Source organism: Ruegeria sp. THAF57 (assembly GCF_903914075.1).
Classification (GTDB): domain Bacteria; phylum Pseudomonadota; class Alphaproteobacteria; order Rhodobacterales; family Rhodobacteraceae; genus Ruegeria.
This window is the reverse complement of record NZ_CAIWNQ010000001.1, coordinates 403,385-417,973: the sequence shown is the minus strand read 5'-3', so window position 1 is coordinate 417,973 and position 14,589 is coordinate 403,385. Positions and strand designations below refer to the sequence as shown.

15 protein-coding genes are annotated in these 14,589 nt (G+C 59.5%); 13 read left to right on the top strand and 2 right to left on the bottom strand.

The window, feature by feature from the left end; genetic code table 11:
- The gene (glmU, locus tag RUESEDTHA_RS02020; RefSeq protein ID WP_180883893.1) at positions 1-1,353 is read right to left on the bottom strand and encodes a bifunctional UDP-N-acetylglucosamine diphosphorylase/glucosamine-1-phosphate N-acetyltransferase GlmU; all 1,353 of its coding nucleotides are present in this window, start codon (positions 1,351-1,353) and stop codon (positions 1-3) included.
- 134 nt (positions 1,354-1,487) lie between these two features.
- Between glmU and RUESEDTHA_RS02015 the strand changes: the two genes are divergently transcribed.
- The 3 genes from RUESEDTHA_RS02015 to RUESEDTHA_RS02005 all read left to right on the top strand — a co-directional run bounded on the left by RUESEDTHA_RS02015 (position 1,488) and on the right by RUESEDTHA_RS02005 (position 4,708).
- The gene (locus RUESEDTHA_RS02015; RefSeq protein WP_180883891.1) at positions 1,488-2,159 is read left to right on the top strand and encodes an HAD-IA family hydrolase; all 672 of its coding nucleotides are present in this window, start codon (positions 1,488-1,490) and stop codon (positions 2,157-2,159) included.
- Positions 2,160-2,198: 39 nt separating this feature from the next.
- Entirely contained in the window at positions 2,199-3,389 is a 1,191-nt protein-coding gene (locus RUESEDTHA_RS02010) for a DegT/DnrJ/EryC1/StrS aminotransferase family protein (protein WP_180883889.1), read from the top strand.
- A gap of 155 nt (positions 3,390-3,544) precedes the next feature.
- Positions 3,545-4,708 carry an isovaleryl-CoA dehydrogenase gene (locus tag RUESEDTHA_RS02005; RefSeq protein WP_180883887.1) on the top strand — a complete coding sequence of 388 codons (1,164 nt, stop codon included), beginning with the start codon at positions 3,545-3,547 and terminating at the stop codon, positions 4,706-4,708.
- Between the two features lie 50 nt (positions 4,709-4,758).
- Here the strand turns inward: RUESEDTHA_RS02005 and RUESEDTHA_RS02000 are convergent, their stop codons facing one another.
- The gene (locus RUESEDTHA_RS02000) at positions 4,759-5,367 is read right to left on the bottom strand and encodes an OmpW family protein (protein ID WP_180883885.1); all 609 of its coding nucleotides are present in this window, start codon (positions 5,365-5,367) and stop codon (positions 4,759-4,761) included.
- 136 nt (positions 5,368-5,503) lie between these two features.
- Here RUESEDTHA_RS02000 and RUESEDTHA_RS01995 point away from each other — a divergent pair, with 136 nt between their 5' ends.
- The 10 genes from RUESEDTHA_RS01995 (at position 5,504) to RUESEDTHA_RS01950 (ending at position 14,589) form a co-directional block, all read left to right on the top strand.
- Positions 5,504-7,033, top strand: coding sequence for an AMP-binding protein (locus RUESEDTHA_RS01995; protein ID WP_180883883.1), 1,530 nt, complete (start codon positions 5,504-5,506; stop codon positions 7,031-7,033).
- Entirely contained in the window at positions 7,034-8,641 is a 1,608-nt protein-coding gene (locus tag RUESEDTHA_RS01990; RefSeq protein ID WP_180883881.1) for a carboxyl transferase domain-containing protein, read from the top strand.
- A gap of 5 nt (positions 8,642-8,646) precedes the next feature.
- Positions 8,647-9,066: an ASCH domain-containing protein gene (locus RUESEDTHA_RS01985; RefSeq protein ID WP_180883879.1), complete on the top strand. Its 420-nt coding sequence runs from the start codon at positions 8,647-8,649 to the stop codon at positions 9,064-9,066.
- Between the two features lie 5 nt (positions 9,067-9,071).
- A complete protein-coding gene (locus RUESEDTHA_RS01980; RefSeq protein ID WP_180883877.1) occupies positions 9,072-11,000 on the top strand; it encodes an acetyl/propionyl/methylcrotonyl-CoA carboxylase subunit alpha in 1,929 nt (642 codons plus the stop codon).
- A gap of 66 nt (positions 11,001-11,066) precedes the next feature.
- Complete coding sequence (locus RUESEDTHA_RS01975) at positions 11,067-11,921, top strand: hydroxymethylglutaryl-CoA lyase (protein ID WP_180883876.1); 855 nt, start codon at positions 11,067-11,069, stop codon at positions 11,919-11,921.
- A gap of 8 nt (positions 11,922-11,929) precedes the next feature.
- Positions 11,930-12,718: a crotonase/enoyl-CoA hydratase family protein gene (locus RUESEDTHA_RS01970; RefSeq protein ID WP_180883874.1), complete on the top strand. Its 789-nt coding sequence runs from the start codon at positions 11,930-11,932 to the stop codon at positions 12,716-12,718.
- Positions 12,719-12,905: 187 nt separating this feature from the next.
- Positions 12,906-13,271, top strand: coding sequence for an NADH-quinone oxidoreductase subunit A (locus RUESEDTHA_RS01965; protein ID WP_050602775.1), 366 nt, complete (start codon positions 12,906-12,908; stop codon positions 13,269-13,271).
- The gene (locus RUESEDTHA_RS01960; protein ID WP_037307875.1) at positions 13,262-13,795 is read left to right on the top strand and encodes an NADH-quinone oxidoreductase subunit B family protein; all 534 of its coding nucleotides are present in this window, start codon (positions 13,262-13,264) and stop codon (positions 13,793-13,795) included. Before RUESEDTHA_RS01965 ends, RUESEDTHA_RS01960 begins: the two co-directional genes overlap by 10 nt.
- A 12-nt stretch (positions 13,796-13,807) precedes the next feature.
- Positions 13,808-14,407 carry an NADH-quinone oxidoreductase subunit C gene (locus tag RUESEDTHA_RS01955; protein WP_180883872.1) on the top strand — a complete coding sequence of 200 codons (600 nt, stop codon included), beginning with the start codon at positions 13,808-13,810 and terminating at the stop codon, positions 14,405-14,407.
- 5 nt (positions 14,408-14,412) lie between these two features.
- On the top strand, positions 14,413-14,589 hold the full coding sequence (locus RUESEDTHA_RS01950) for a hypothetical protein (RefSeq protein ID WP_171120778.1): 177 nt from the start codon (positions 14,413-14,415) through the stop codon (positions 14,587-14,589).

Below are 14,589 nucleotides of genomic sequence, written 5' to 3'. Positions count from 1 at the left end.
TCAAGCTCCTTTATCGCGGCGAGCCTTCTTCGCCTTGAGCATCTCAAACAATTTGCGCGCATAGCCGGGTTTGTTGTCCTGCTTGGCTCGGGCCAGTGCCAGCGCATCAGGCTCTACGTCGCGCGTCACCACTGTTCCGGTCGCTGTCATGGCACCATCGCCTATGGTCACAGGAGCCACCAGCATCGTGTTCGATCCGATGAACACGTTCTGACCAATGGTCGTTTTGTGTTTCATTACGCCGTCATAGTTACATGTGATCGTACCCGCACCGATATTCGTGGCCGCGCCGACAATCGCGTCGCCGACATAGCTCAGGTGGTTGACCTTTGCGCCCTCAGCGATCTCGGTGTTCTTGATTTCCACAAAGTTTCCGATGCGCGTGTCTTCCGCCAATTCGGTGCCGGGGCGCAGGCGGGCATAGGGGCCGACGATAGCGCCTCGGCTGACGTGACAGCCCTCCAGATGCGAAAAGGCTCGGATCGTCGCGCCGCTTTCGACCGTGACGCCGGGGCCGAATACCACATTCGGTTCTATAACCGTGTCGCGTCCGATAATCGTGTCCGAGGCAAGATAAACGGTCTCAGGGGCCATCAAAGTCACGCCAAGGTCCAGCAGTTCTGACCGCGCGCGGGTTTGGAATACAGCGTCGGCAGCGGCGAGATCAGCGCGCGAGTTGATCCCCAGCGTCTCGGCCTCGTCGCAGGCAATTGCGGTGACTTTCAAGTCACGGCTGCGGGCGATTTCCACGACGTCGGTCAGGTAGTATTCCTCGGCCGCATTATCGTTACTCACCGCGTCGATCAGGGAAAACAACACCTCTGCGTTGCACGCCAAAAGACCAGAATTACAAAAAGTTATCGCGCGCTCTTCATCTGAGGCATCCTTGAATTCGACAATTCGTTCAAGATGATCTCCGTTCATGACCAAGCGACCGTAGCGCGCGGGATCGGCGGCTTCGAACCCGAGGATAACCAGATCGTTTTGAGCGCGCGCCTCGATCATCCGCTCCAGTGTCTCGGGTTGAAGGAACGGAGTGTCGCCATACAACACCACCACGTCACCCCTGAACCCCTCCAGCGCAGTGCGTGCCTGAGCGACGGCATGAGCGGTGCCCAACTGTTCGGTCTGCTCTGCGATCCGGGCTGTTTCGTCTTCGGCGGTCGCCACTTTCGCCACGGCCTCGGACCCGTGTCCGGTGACGATCACGGTACGCTCGGGCGACAGGACCGATCCGGCGCGCATGGTGTGAGCCAGCATCGGTGTCTGGGCAATCGGATGAAGGACCTTAGGGATGTCCGAATTCATCCTGGTGCCTTTACCTGCGGCAAGGATGACAAGGGCGGTGCTCATGAAATCGTTTTCTCTTTGTGTTTTGTTGCGGTCCGTTTTATCCGCTGAGTGCAAAGGCGCAAGCGGTTCAGCCATCAAACAAGATTGCCGTTTGCAACAGGATACGGCGAAAAACCGCCGAAGCAGGAGGCACGATGCGAACGGTTATCTTCGATCTGGATGGGACATTGGCCGATACCTCGGGTGATTTGCTTGAGGCCGCGAACCACTGTTTTCGCCATATGGGGCACGGGGATGTTCTGGTTCACGGGCAGGATGCTGCGGTCGCGCTGCGGGGTGGCCGGATGATGCTGACGCACGGATTGAAGCGTGTCGGGGCTTATGATGAACAGGCGATTCACGCATATTATCCGATGCTGCTGGACGCATATGCGCAGGCCATTGATACCCATACGCAATTCTACCCCGGTGCACTTAATGCGGTTGAGGCATTGAAGGTCGCGGGGTACGGCGTGGGGATTTGCACGAACAAGCCCGAAGCTCTTGCCGATCAGTTGCTGACCCAGATGGGCGTGCGGGATCAGTTCTCATCATTGGTGGGGGCCGACACCCTGCCGGTTCGCAAGCCCGATCCTGAACCGCTGCGCGAGGCCGCGCGACGGGCTGGGGGGCATCCCGATCTTTGTGTTCTGATCGGAGATTCCGATACCGACCGTAATACAGCGCGTGCAGCTGGGGTTCCTTCGGTGTTGGTAACGTTTGGTCCGTCGGGCGCGGATATGGCTGCGCTGGAACCCGAAGCGTTGCTGCATCACTTCGATGATCTGCCCGAGGTTGTGACCAGCCTTATCGGAGCGGTGGCGTAAACCCTTGACGCTGCGCACGCGCGGCCTCAGAACGGGCATATGACCGAGACATTCACTGGCAGTTTCACGCAGCAGGAACCCATCCCCGACGAAGCGATCGAGGCCGCATTGGCGGTTCTGCGTCACGGTCGTTTGCATCGCTATAACGTGACGCCCGGAGAGCTGGGTGAAACTGCTTTGCTGGAACAAGAATTTGCCGCGCAGATGGGGGCGAAATACTGTCTGGCTGTGTCCTCGGGCGGCTATGCGCTGGCGACCGCATTGCGTGCGGTGGGTGTGCGGCCCGGTGATCCGGTTCTGACCAATGCCTTCACGCTGGCCCCAGTGCCGGGGTCCATCGCCTCGGTCGGGGCAAAGCCCGTTTTCGTGGGCGTCACCGAGGGGTTGGTGATTGATCTGGAGGATCTAGAGGCCAAGCTGGATCGGGCGCGGGTGCTGATGCTTAGCCACATGCGCGGGCATCTGTGTGACATGGATCGGCTGATGCAGATGTGCGACGCCGCGGGTGTGACTGTGATCGAGGATTGCGCGCATACGATGGGTGCCGCGTGGCGTGGGCAACTGTCAGGGCGGCAGGGGGCCATCGGGTGCTATTCTTGTCAGACCTATAAACACGTGAACTCGGGCGAGGGCGGCTTGCTGATCACCGATGATGAGGAGTTGGCGGCCAAGGCCACAATGCTGTCGGGATCCTATATGCTGTATGAACGCCATCTGGCCGCGCCGGGACCTGAAGTGTTCGAACGGATCAAATATACTACGCCCAATGTCTCGGGTCGGATGGATAATCTGAGGGCGGCGATCCTGCGGCCTCAGCTACGGGATCTGGATAGACAGGTCGCACGGTGGAATGAGCGTTATGCCGAGATTGAAAAGGGGCTGTGCGGCACGCCTGGCTTGACGATTGTGGAGCGGCCCGAGGGTGAGACCTATGTGGGCTCGTCCATTCAGTTCCTGCTGTTGGACTGGTCACCCGAGCGCATTGCCGAAGTGATCCGCCGCTGTGCTGCGCGCGGGGTCGAGCTGAAGTGGTTTGGCGGGGCCGAGCCCACCGGGTTTACCTCGCGCTATGATAGCTGGCGCTACGCCGACAGCGCGCCTTTGCCTGCCAGTGACCGGGTGTTGGCCGGGATCATGGACATGCGCGTGCCGCTGACATTCTCGCTGGACGATTGCCGCCTGATTGCGCGGATCATCCGGGCCGAGGTCGGGGCCGTCTACCAATCGTAATCCAAAGGAGTGCGCTGAAGGCGCACGCTTGATGCTTTGACACCACCACCCCTGACGGGGCGGTGGTGTGTTTCTGCTTGGCCGTCGTTGACCCGGAAAAGATTCGCTGATACTTATTGAACAACTGTTCATTAATGCGAGGGAGGAGATCGCATATGTTCGCGGCGACCATGCAGTTTGATCTGGGCGAGGATGTGAATGCTCTGCGTGAAATGGTTCACCGCTGGGCGCAGGAGCGGGTCAAGCCGATGGCCGCAGAGATTGACGCCTCGAACGCGTTTCCCAATGAGCTTTGGAAGGAAATGGGCGATTTGGGGATGTTGGGCATTACGGTGCCCGAAGAATTCGGCGGGGTGGGCATGTCGTATCTGGCCCATACCGTCGCCGTTGAAGAGGTTGCCCGGGCTTCGGCTTCGGTATCACTGTCTTATGGTGCCCACTCGAACCTGTGCGTCAATCAGATCAAGCTGAACGGAACGGATGAGCAAAAGGCGAAATACCTGCCGCGCCTAATTTCGGGTGAACATGTGGGTGCACTGGCGATGTCCGAGGCGTCGGCAGGATCCGACGTGGTGTCAATGAAGTTGCGGGCCGAGAAGCGCAATGATCACTATCGTCTGAATGGCAGCAAATACTGGATCACCAACGGGCCGGACGCGGATACTCTGGTCGTTTACGCCAAGACTGACCCAGAGGCCGGGTCGCGTGGAATCACCGCCTTTCTGATCGAGAAAGAGATGACCGGCTTTTCCACCTCACCCCATTTCGACAAGTTGGGGATGCGCGGGTCGAATACGGCCGAACTGATCTTTGAAGACGTCGAAGTGCCTTTCGACAACGTGCTTGGCGAAGAAGGGAAGGGTGTCGCGGTTCTAATGTCCGGGTTGGACTATGAGCGTGTGGTGCTTGCCGGAATCGGCACCGGCATCATGGCCGCTTGTCTGGATGAGATCATGCCCTATCTGGCCGAGCGTAAGCAATTTGGGAAACCCATCGGTAGCTTCCAGCTTATGCAGGGAAAGATCGCGGATATGTATACGGCGATGAATTCAGCCCGCGCCTATGTGTACGAAGTGGCCAAGGCGTGTGATCGCGGGGATGTGACGCGTCAGGATGCGGCGGCGTGCTGCCTTTACGCGTCCGAGGCGGCGATGACGCAGGCGCATCAGGCGGTGCAGGCAATGGGCGGGGCCGGGTTCCTGTCGGATTCTCCCGTCAGCCGGATTTTCCGCGATGCCAAGCTGATGGAGATCGGCGCGGGCACCAGTGAAATCCGCCGGATGCTGATCGGCCGGGAACTGATGAGCGGGATGGAGTGATGAAAAAACGCCCCGCAGACGAGGGAACTGCGGGGCGTTTCTTCGAAGGATCAGAAGCGATGGACGTAGGAAACGCCGACCAGCCACGGATCAATTTCGGCAGTGCCGAGGTCGTTTCCGTCGAGGCTGACATCCGAGTCGATGTCGAACCAGCGCACGTTCAGACGCACGGCGCCTTTTTCGGTGACCATGTAATCCAGACCAGCCTGCAGAGAGACACCAACCGAGTCATCCAGTTCCAGATCGCCCAGAGCCGAGCTTTCGTCAAAGAAGATGGTATAGTTGATACCAGCGCCAACGTAAGGCTTCCACGCGCTATTGGTCGGGAAGTGATAGTTCAGCGACAGTGTGGGCGGCAGGTGCTTGACGGTCCCGCCGTCGATGCTGCCAGCCAGGGTAATGTCATGGCTGAAGGGCGTTGCGGCCAGCAATTCGACGCCAAGGTTGTCACGAACGAAGTATTCTACCGTGAAGATCGGGCGCGTGTCCGAGTCAACCTCGACGCTGGCGCCATTGCTCAGCGTGCCGTTGTCGGATTTCGGGTCGAGATAGCCCACACCAAGTCCGACGGTCCAATCACCCCGAGATTGGGCGAAAGCTGGGACAGCCAGCGCAACAAGCGCGGTGGAGAGGGTCAGAGCGGCGAGTTTGTTGGTCATTGTACTGCCTTTAGGTTTGTTGATGCAGGCGTTTTGCGCGAACGGGCCGCTGCCAACTCTGATCTGTGTCAAGTTCGTGTGATTGGCGAACGTGCCCGACGTCAAAGAAATGCCATGAAAACAGGGGGTTTCGGCAATGTGTCCCGCTAGGCGCATACCCGGATTGCATCCCGATGGTGGCTGGGCGATTCCCGACCGCTTGAACATTGCGCGGCAATGTCTGTCGCAACCGGGTGATCGCGTGGCTATTCGCGACCTAACCGGGGGTACGCAGGACGACGTCACCTTTGACCGCTTGCAACGAATGGCGGACGGTATCGCGCGCCATCTTCTGATATCTGTGCAACGCGGCGACCGGGTGGGCGTACTTCTCAGCCAATCGCCATGGTGCGCGGCAGCGCATCTGGCGATCTGGAAAATCGGCGCGATCTCGGTTCCGCTGTTCAAGCTATTCAAACATGATGCGCTGGCCTCAAGGGTTCGGGATGCAGGTGCGCAGATAGTTTTGACGGATGCAGAAGGCGAGGAACTGTTGGGCGCTTTGGCTCACTCGGTGCGGGTTGACCAGATTGCACCTTCGGATGACCCGGTTTCCTTTGCTGATTCGGGCCCCGAAGATCCTGCGGTGCTGATCTATACCTCGGGCACAACCGGAAGCCCCAAGGGGGCGCTGCACGGGCACCGGGTTCTGACGGGGCATCTGCCGGGCGTATCCATAAGCCACAATCACCTGCGCGACGGCGATTGCCTTTGGACCCCTGCCGATTGGGCATGGATTGGCGGGTTGTTTGATGTGCTGATGCCCGGTCTGGCGCTGGGCATCCCGGTGGTCGCCGCGCGGCTTGAGAAATTTGCCCCAGAAATCTGCGCTGACGTGATCGCGCGCGGTGGCGTACATAACGTGTTCTTTCCGCCCACCGCGCTGCGGATGCTGAAAGCGGCGGATCAGGCCATCCCCGGCCTGCGCTCGGTCGCGTCGGGTGGGGAGCCTCTGGGGGCCGAGATGCTGACCTGGGGGCAGCAGGCGTTCGGCCTGACAATCAACGAGTTCTACGGCCAGACCGAGTGCAACATGGTCGTCTCGTCCTGTGCCGAGGATTTTCCAGTGCGTCCCGGCTGCATCGGCAAACCGGTTCCGGGCCATGAGGTTGCGGTGATTGATGAGGACGGCACACCCACGAGGGACGAGGGCGACGTGGCCATCCGGCGCGGCTCGGCCTCGATGTTGCTGGAATACTGGAACCGGCCCGAGGCGACGGCTGAGAAGTTCCGGGGCGATTGGCTGATCACCGGTGATCGCGGCGTTTGGGAGGGCGAATATCTGCGCTTCGTGGGCCGAGATGATGACGTAATCACCTCAGCCGGATACCGTATCGGCCCCGCCGAAATCGAAGATTGCCTGCTGACCCACCCTGCGGTGGCAACGGTCGGCGTAGTCGGCAAGCCCGACCCGCTGCGGACCGAGATCGTGAAGGCCTATGTGGTGCTGAAACCGGGAGCCGAGGCGTCAGGGACGGAGTTGCAAGACTGGGTCAAGGACCGTCTGGCGCAGTATTCCTACCCGCGCGAGGTGGCGTTTCTAGAGGAATTGCCGATGACGGTGACTGGGAAGGTCATTCGGAAGGAATTGAAGCGTCGTGCGAAGTTGGAATTGGAGACAACGTAAATGAAACTCACATCCAAAGCCATGCCCGCCTCTGAGGGCTTCAAGGCAAACCGCAGCGCTCATCTGGACGCACTGGCACAGATCTCCGAAGCCGCCGAAGCGGCCCGCATGGGCGGCGGTGAAAAATCCCGTGCACGGCATGAATCGCGGGGTAAAATGTTGCCTCGGCGTAGGGTGGCGAACCTGCTGGACGCGGGGTCTCCGTTTCTGGAGATCGGCGCGACGGCGGCGCATGGGATGTATTGGGGCGCCGCGCCTTGTGCTGGGGTGATCGCGGGGATTGGCCGGGTGCAGGGGCGTGAGGTCATGGTGGTGTGCAACGATGCCACCGTGAAGGGCGGCACGTACTATCCGATGTCGGTCAAAAAACACCTGCGGGCGCAGGAGATTGCCGAGGAAAACCATCTGCCCTGCATCTATCTGGTCGACAGCGGCGGCGCGAACCTGCCCAACCAGGATGAGGTCTTCCCTGACCGCGATCATTTTGGCCGCATCTTCTATAATCAAGCGCGGATGAGCGCCAAAGGCATTGCTCAGATCGCCGTGGTGATGGGGTCATGTACGGCGGGCGGAGCCTATGTGCCTGCGATGTCGGATGTGACAATTATCGTGAAAGAACAGGGTACGATCTTTTTGGCCGGGCCGCCTTTGGTCAAGGCCGCGACCGGAGAGGTGGTGAGCGCCGAAGACCTTGGCGGCGGCGACGTGCATACGCGTCTGTCTGGCGTGGCAGATTATCTGGCCGAGGATGATGCGCACGCATTGGCTTTGGCGCGGCGCGCCGTTGGGTCTTTGGGCGGTGCCGGGCTGAAGCCCGGCCTACGGTTCGAGGCTGTGGAAGAACCTGCTTATGATCCTGAGGAAATTCTGGGTGTCGTCCCTGCCGACCTGCGCACGCCTTACGATATCCGAGAGGTGATTGCGCGGCTGGTCGATGGCTCTCGGTTCGATGAGTTCAAGCCGCGTTTTGGCGAGACGTTGGTGACTGGCTTTGCCCATGTCAAAGGCTGCCCGGTTGGGATCATCGCCAACAATGGTGTGCTGTTTTCCGAGGCCGCGCAGAAGGGCGCGCATTTTGTCGAACTGTGTTCGCAGCGCAAAACGCCGCTTGTTTTCCTGCAGAATATCACCGGGTTCATGGTCGGTCGGAAATATGAAAACGAGGGGATTGCACGCCACGGGGCCAAGATGGTGACGGCTGTGGCGACAACCTCGGTGCCCAAGATCACGATGCTGGTGGGCGGCTCGTTCGGCGCGGGAAACTACGGCATGGCGGGTCGCGCCTATCAGCCTCGGTTCCTGTGGACGTGGCCGAACTCGCGCATCTCGGTGATGGGGGGCGAGCAGGCGGCGGGCGTTCTGGCCACGGTCAAACGCGACGGGATCGAGCGGCAGGGTGGCACGTGGTCGCCCGAGGAAGAAGCCGAGTTCAAGCGTCCGACGCTGGACATGTTCGAGGAACAGTCGCACCCGCTCTATGCCTCGGCCCGGCTATGGGATGACGGCATCATCGACCCGCGCAAATCGCGCGATGTCTTGGCATTGTCATTGAGCGCCGCTCTAAACGCGCCGATTGAAGAGACACGTTTCGGCGTGTTCAGGATGTGATCGTCATGACCTTAAAGGACGTTTTGACCCGCTATCCCGGGGCGCAAACCTTCAAGTTTGGTGACAGCGCGTCGATGAGCGCTGAACTGTTGGGGTTGGTTCGTGCAGGGCGGAAAACAGCAACCTGTGGCGCGTTGCGGGACTATCCGGATGGCAGCACAGAGACACCAATGGTCGGGCGGCGTGATATCGCCCTTGAATGGGATGGTCGTCCGGCGTTGGTGATCGAGACGCTTGAGGTCACGGTCAGCCGGTTTTGCGATATGACCGAGGCGTTTGCCCTGGCGGAGGGCGAGAATGAAACGCTTGAAGGATGGCGCGAGGATCACCGTCGATACTTTGAGCGCAACGGTGGATTTGACCCAGAGATGGAACTTCTTTGCGAACGGTTTCGGCTGATCGAAGATTTGGCGTCGGAGGAGTAAGAAACATGTTCAACAAAATCCTGATTGCCAACCGGGGTGAGATTGCTTGCCGCGTGATGGAAACTGCTCAGAAGTTGGGTGTGGCCTGCGTTGCGGTATATTCCGATGTGGATGCCTCGGCCAAACATGTACAAATGGCGGACGAGGCGGTGCATATCGGCGGTGCGGCTCCGGCTGAGAGCTATTTGAAAGGTGATGTGATCATTCAGGCAGCGCTGGATACCGGCGCGCAGGCGATCCATCCCGGATATGGGTTTTTGTCCGAGAATCCGGATTTCGTGGATTCGGTCGAAGCCGCTGGGTTGACGTTTATCGGGCCTTCTGCGGATGCGATCCGCAAGATGGGTCTCAAGGATGCGGCCAAGGTTTTGATGGAGCAGGCGGGCGTGCCGGTTGTGCCCGGCTATCACGGTGACAATCAGGACCCCGAGCATTTGGCCGGTGCGGCGGAAACCATCGGCTATCCCGTACTGATCAAGGCTGTTGCCGGAGGTGGCGGCAAGGGGATGCGGCTGGTTGAGCAGCCCGAGGAATTTGCGTCAGCCTTGGACAGCGCACGTGGCGAGGCGCGTACAGCCTTTGGTAACGATGCCGTGCTGGTCGAGAAGTTCGTCGCCAAACCGCGCCATATCGAAGTGCAGGTTTTCGGAGATGGCACACACGCTGTGCAACTGTTCGAACGCGACTGCTCTCTGCAACGGCGACATCAAAAAGTGATTGAGGAAGCGCCTGCGCCCGGTATGACGCCCGAAATGCGCGAGGCGATGGGGCAGGCGGGTGTCAGGGCAGCCGAGGCGATTGGCTACAAGGGTGCAGGCACGGTTGAATTTATCGTCGATGCCTCGGAAGGGCTGCGGCCGGATCGGTTCTGGTTCATGGAAATGAACACACGGTTGCAGGTGGAACACCCTGTGACCGAAGCCATTACGGGCGTTGATCTGGTCGAATGGCAATTGCGCGTTGCCTCGGGCGAGACGCTACCAAAGAAACAAAGTGAACTGTCGATCACCGGCCACGCGTTCGAGGCGCGGCTATACGCCGAAGATGTGCCCAAAGGGTTTTTGCCTGCGACGGGCAAGCTGACTCATCTGAAGTTCCCGGCGGCGTGCCGGGCAGATAGCGGCGTTCGGGCGGGCGATACGATCAGCCCTTGGTACGATCCGATGATCGCCAAAGTCATCGTGCATGGGCCAACACGCCAGATTGCGTTGGAGCAACTGCACCGGGCGTTGTCGCGTACCGAAGTTGCCGGGACAGTTACAAACCTCGGGTTTCTGGGGGCGTTGACACGGCATACCGGTTTTGCGGCGGGGGATGTGGATACAGGACTGATCGGGCGGGACTTGGACGCGTTGATCAAGCCCATCCCGGTTGCGGCGTCTACCTGTGTTTCGGCGGCGATGACGGCGTTGGGGCTGGTGGATACGAACGAAGAATGTGGGTTCTCTCTTTGGGCACCCTTGCACCGGGCGGCCCAACTGAAGGCGGAAGACGTGATTGATCTGGATGTTCAGGTCGAAGGGCCGGACCGACAGCTTTGGCAGGTGGGGGACGACTCGGTTCTGGCCGAACGAAAGACCGGGAGATGGATAGTGGGCGGCCAGCCCATGCCGCGCGTTGCTGTGGCAGGGTCGAGGATCACGGTTTTTGAATGCTACGGTCAGACGTTCGATATCGTCGATCCTCTGGACCGCGACGCAAGCGCCGTTGGCGACACCAATGTGATCGAGGCACCGATGCCGGGATTGGTAAAGGCCATGTTCGCGACAGTGGGGCAAACGGTGCAGGAAGGCGATCGACTGGCCGTTCTGGAAGCCATGAAGATGGAGCATTCCTTGCTGGCAGCACGCGATGGCGTCGTTGCCGAAGTGCTCGCCGAAGCCGGGGAGCAGGTCGAAGCCGGTGCCGCTCTGGTCCGGTTGGAGGAGGAATGATCTGTCCCGTGCGGGCGCAACGTGGCAAGGTCGGGTTCATAGCGGCAATAAGGGAGGGGCGCAGCCATGGGTGATCGGGTTGAAATCTTCGAAGTGGGGCCGCGCGACGGTCTGCAGAATGAAAAGCGGGAAATCCCGGTGGCCGAAAAGGTCGCGTTGGTCGATTGTCTGAGCCGCGCCGGCTTCAACCGGATCGAGGTGGCCAGCTTCGTCTCGCCCAAGTGGGTGCCACAGATGGCTGGCAGTGCCGAAGTGCTGGCCGGGATTTCCCGTGCCGACGGTGTGCGCTATGCCGCGCTGACACCGAACATGCGCGGGTACGACGACGCGCTTGCGGCCAAGGCGGATGAGATTGCTGTTTTCGCCTCAGCCTCCGAGGGTTTTTCTAAGGCCAACATCAATGCCTCGATCGCGGAGTCGATCGAACGGTTTACCCCGATTCTAGAGGCTGCTCGGCATATTGACCTTCCCGTGCGGGGGTATGTCTCTTGCGTGACGGACTGTCCCTATGATGGCCCGACAGACCCTGGAAAAGTTGCTGAAGTCGCGGATACGCTGTTTGCGCTGGGCTGTTACGAAGTGTCTCTGGGGGATACGGTTGGGCAGGGCACGCCTGATACTGTCGCGCATATGCTGTTGGCGGTGCTAAAGCGGGTGCCCGTCACCAGACTGGCGGGCCATTTCCACGACACCAACGGGCGGGCGATCGACAATATAGACGCTGCCCTTGCGCTGGGCGTGCGCACGTTCGATTCTGCGGTTGGCGGTTTGGGGGGGTGTCCATACGCCCCCGGCGCGGCCGGCAATGTAGCGACCGAAACGGTTGTGTCGCACTTACATCGGCTGGGATATGAGACCGGCATCACCCCAGAGATCGTGGAACAGGCCGGGCAGATGGCGCGCGCCATGCGAGGGGAATAAGAAAGGCCATGCTCGACACCATTTCAATCGCAGTGGACCCGCGCGGCGTCGCGACGCTGACGCTGAACCGTCCGGAAAAACACAATGCGATGTCAGCGCAGATGATATCGGAACTGACACAGGCGGCAGGACAGTTGGGACGGGACGACGCGGTGCGGGTGGTTGTCCTGACAGGCGCGGGCAAAAGCTTCTGCGCCGGAGGCGATTTAAGCTGGATGCAGGATCAAATGGCCGCCGACCCCGAAACGCGCTTTGTCGAAGCGCGTAAGCTGGCCGAAATGTTGCAGGCTTTGAACACGATGCCGAAACCGTTGATCGGCGCTGTTCAGGGCAACGCTTTTGGAGGGGGCGTTGGAATGGCCGCAGTGTGTGACGTGGCAATTGGTGTTCAGTCAGTGAAAATGGGCCTGACAGAAACGAGATTGGGCCTGATCCCGGCGACCATTGGTCCCTATGTTGTTGCACGCATGGGCGAGGCGCGGGCACGGCGCGTAGTCATGTCGGCACGTCTTTTTGAAGCGTCCGAGGCTGTGGAACTGGGATTGCTTGCCAGGGCGGTCAATGCCGATGATCTGGCCGGGGCGGTCGAGGCCGAGGTCGAGCCATACCTGTCCTGTGCGCCGGGGGCCGTGGCCTCGGCCAAAGCTTTGGTGCGAATGCTGGGACCGACGATTGACAATACTGTGATCGACGGGACGATCCGGGCGCTGGTGGATCGTTGGGAAACTGAAGAAGCCCAAGAAGGAATCGGCGCGTTTTTTGCTAAAAGAAAACCTGTTTGGAACAGTAAGGTCTGAATTCCAACAGTCACTTAACGCGCAAACAGAACCAACATACTCAATATCCCACGAGGGAAACGGAATATTAGGTGCCTGCGCGCTTCTGTTCGGTTGACCCTCTGATCACGCAGGGATAGAGAATGTCCAGTCAACACGCCAATTGACGGTGCGTCGCTGCGAGCGCTGCACAGGAAAGGAGCTTTACGTGGAAGACCTGTTGCGGGAGTACCTCCCGATTCTGGTGTTTCTGGCCGTTGCCGTTGGCCTTGGAATCGTTCTGATTCTGGCTGCTGTGGTTCTGGCCGTCCGCAATCCAGACCCTGAAAAGGTTAGCGCATATGAATGTGGCTTCAACGCCTTTGATGATGCGCGGATGAAGTTCGACGTTCGGTTCTATCTGGTTTCGATTCTCTTCATCATTTTCGATCTGGAAATTGCTTTCCTGTTCCCCTGGGCCGTCGGTTTCAAAGACATCAGCGATGTTGGGTTCTGGTCCATGATGGTGTTCCTGGGCGTTCTGACCATTGGCTTTGCCTATGAATGGAAGAAAGGGGCCCTGGAATGGGAGTGATGACGGGTGCAAATACCGCAGGCGTCGACAAGGAAGTTGCAACCCAGGCCCTGAACGCTGAATTGCAGGACAAAGGTTTTCTGCTGACCTCGACCGAGGACATCATCAACTGGGCTCGCACCGGGTCATTGCACTGGATGACCTTTGGTCTGGCCTGCTGCGCGGTTGAGATGATGCACACCTCGATGCCGCGCTATGATGCGGAACGGTTTGGCATCGCACCGCGCGCCTCGCCGCGTCAGTCCGACGTGATGATTGTTGCCGGAACCCTGACCAACAAGATGGCCCCGGCGCTGCGCAAGGTTTATGACCAGATGCCCGAGCCACGCTATGTGATCTCGATGGGGTCCTGCGCGAATGGGGGTGGGTATTATCACTATTCCTACTCCGTTGTGCGGGGCTGTGATCGCATCGTTCCGGTGGATATCTACGTCCCCGGCTGCCCTCCGACCGCCGAGGCTCTGCTTTACGGTCTAATGCAGTTGCAACGGAAGATCCGCCGCACCGGAACCATCGTGCGCTGAGGGAGAGGGAAGATGAGCGAAGCACTCAAAGAACTCGGCGCGCAGTTGGAGCTTAAACGGGCTGATTGTGTTGTGTCGTGGGATGTGACCCATGACGAATTGAACGTCGATGTCGCACCGTCGAGCCTTGTGGAGTTTGTAGAGTTCCTGCGGTCTGATCAGAATTGCAAGTTCTCGACCCTTGTGGACATTACGGGCGTCGACTATCCCGAGCGCGCCAAGCGGTTCGACGTGGTCTATCACTTCTTGTCGATGTATCAGAACCAGCGCATTCGCTTGCGGGTTTCCATTCGTGAGGAAGACATGGTGCCCTCGATCGCAGATGTTCACCCCTCGGCCAACTGGTTCGAGCGTGAGGTGTTCGACATGTTCGGCATTCTGTTCTCGGGTCACCCGGACTTGCGGCGCATTCTGACGGATTATGGTTTCCGCGGCTATCCGCTGCGCAAGGATTTCCCTACCACCGGCTATACCGAAGTGCGTTATGACGAGGCGCAGAAGCGTGTCGTTTACGAACCGGTCAGCCTGGTGCAGGAGTACCGGCAGTTTGACTTCATGAGCCCCTGGGAAGGTGCGAGTTATATTCTGCCAGGGGATGAGAAGCAGGAGTAGCCGCCATGTTTGAGTTCCTGATCTGGATTGTTCTGGTGGTGGCGACGGTTGTGCCAATGATCAAGCTGCTACCGCATTTCGGGATCAACAAGAACTGGGCGTTTGCGTGCATCATCTCTCCGGTCGTGATCGTCCTGCTGTGGATGATGGCGCTGAAGCTGCAAGAGATGGAGCGACGCTGA

Coding starts and splice junctions, on each gene's coding strand:
- glmU (WP_180883893.1), bottom strand. CDS start 1,353: ATGAGCACCGCCCTTGTCATCCTTGCCGCAGGTAAAGGCACCAGGATG.
- RUESEDTHA_RS02015 (WP_180883891.1), top strand. CDS start 1,488: ATGCGAACGGTTATCTTCGATCTGGATGGGACATTGGCCGATACCTCG.
- RUESEDTHA_RS02010 (WP_180883889.1), top strand. CDS start 2,199: ATGACCGAGACATTCACTGGCAGTTTCACGCAGCAGGAACCCATCCCC.
- RUESEDTHA_RS02005 (WP_180883887.1), top strand. CDS start 3,545: ATGTTCGCGGCGACCATGCAGTTTGATCTGGGCGAGGATGTGAATGCT.
- RUESEDTHA_RS02000 (WP_180883885.1), bottom strand. CDS start 5,367: ATGACCAACAAACTCGCCGCTCTGACCCTCTCCACCGCGCTTGTTGCG.
- RUESEDTHA_RS01995 (WP_180883883.1), top strand. CDS start 5,504: ATGTGTCCCGCTAGGCGCATACCCGGATTGCATCCCGATGGTGGCTGG.
- RUESEDTHA_RS01990 (WP_180883881.1), top strand. CDS start 7,034: ATGAAACTCACATCCAAAGCCATGCCCGCCTCTGAGGGCTTCAAGGCA.
- RUESEDTHA_RS01985 (WP_180883879.1), top strand. CDS start 8,647: ATGACCTTAAAGGACGTTTTGACCCGCTATCCCGGGGCGCAAACCTTC.
- RUESEDTHA_RS01980 (WP_180883877.1), top strand. CDS start 9,072: ATGTTCAACAAAATCCTGATTGCCAACCGGGGTGAGATTGCTTGCCGC.
- RUESEDTHA_RS01975 (WP_180883876.1), top strand. CDS start 11,067: ATGGGTGATCGGGTTGAAATCTTCGAAGTGGGGCCGCGCGACGGTCTG.
- RUESEDTHA_RS01970 (WP_180883874.1), top strand. CDS start 11,930: ATGCTCGACACCATTTCAATCGCAGTGGACCCGCGCGGCGTCGCGACG.
- RUESEDTHA_RS01960 (WP_037307875.1), top strand. CDS start 13,262: ATGGGAGTGATGACGGGTGCAAATACCGCAGGCGTCGACAAGGAAGTT.
- RUESEDTHA_RS01955 (WP_180883872.1), top strand. CDS start 13,808: ATGAGCGAAGCACTCAAAGAACTCGGCGCGCAGTTGGAGCTTAAACGG.
- RUESEDTHA_RS01950 (WP_171120778.1), top strand. CDS start 14,413: ATGTTTGAGTTCCTGATCTGGATTGTTCTGGTGGTGGCGACGGTTGTG.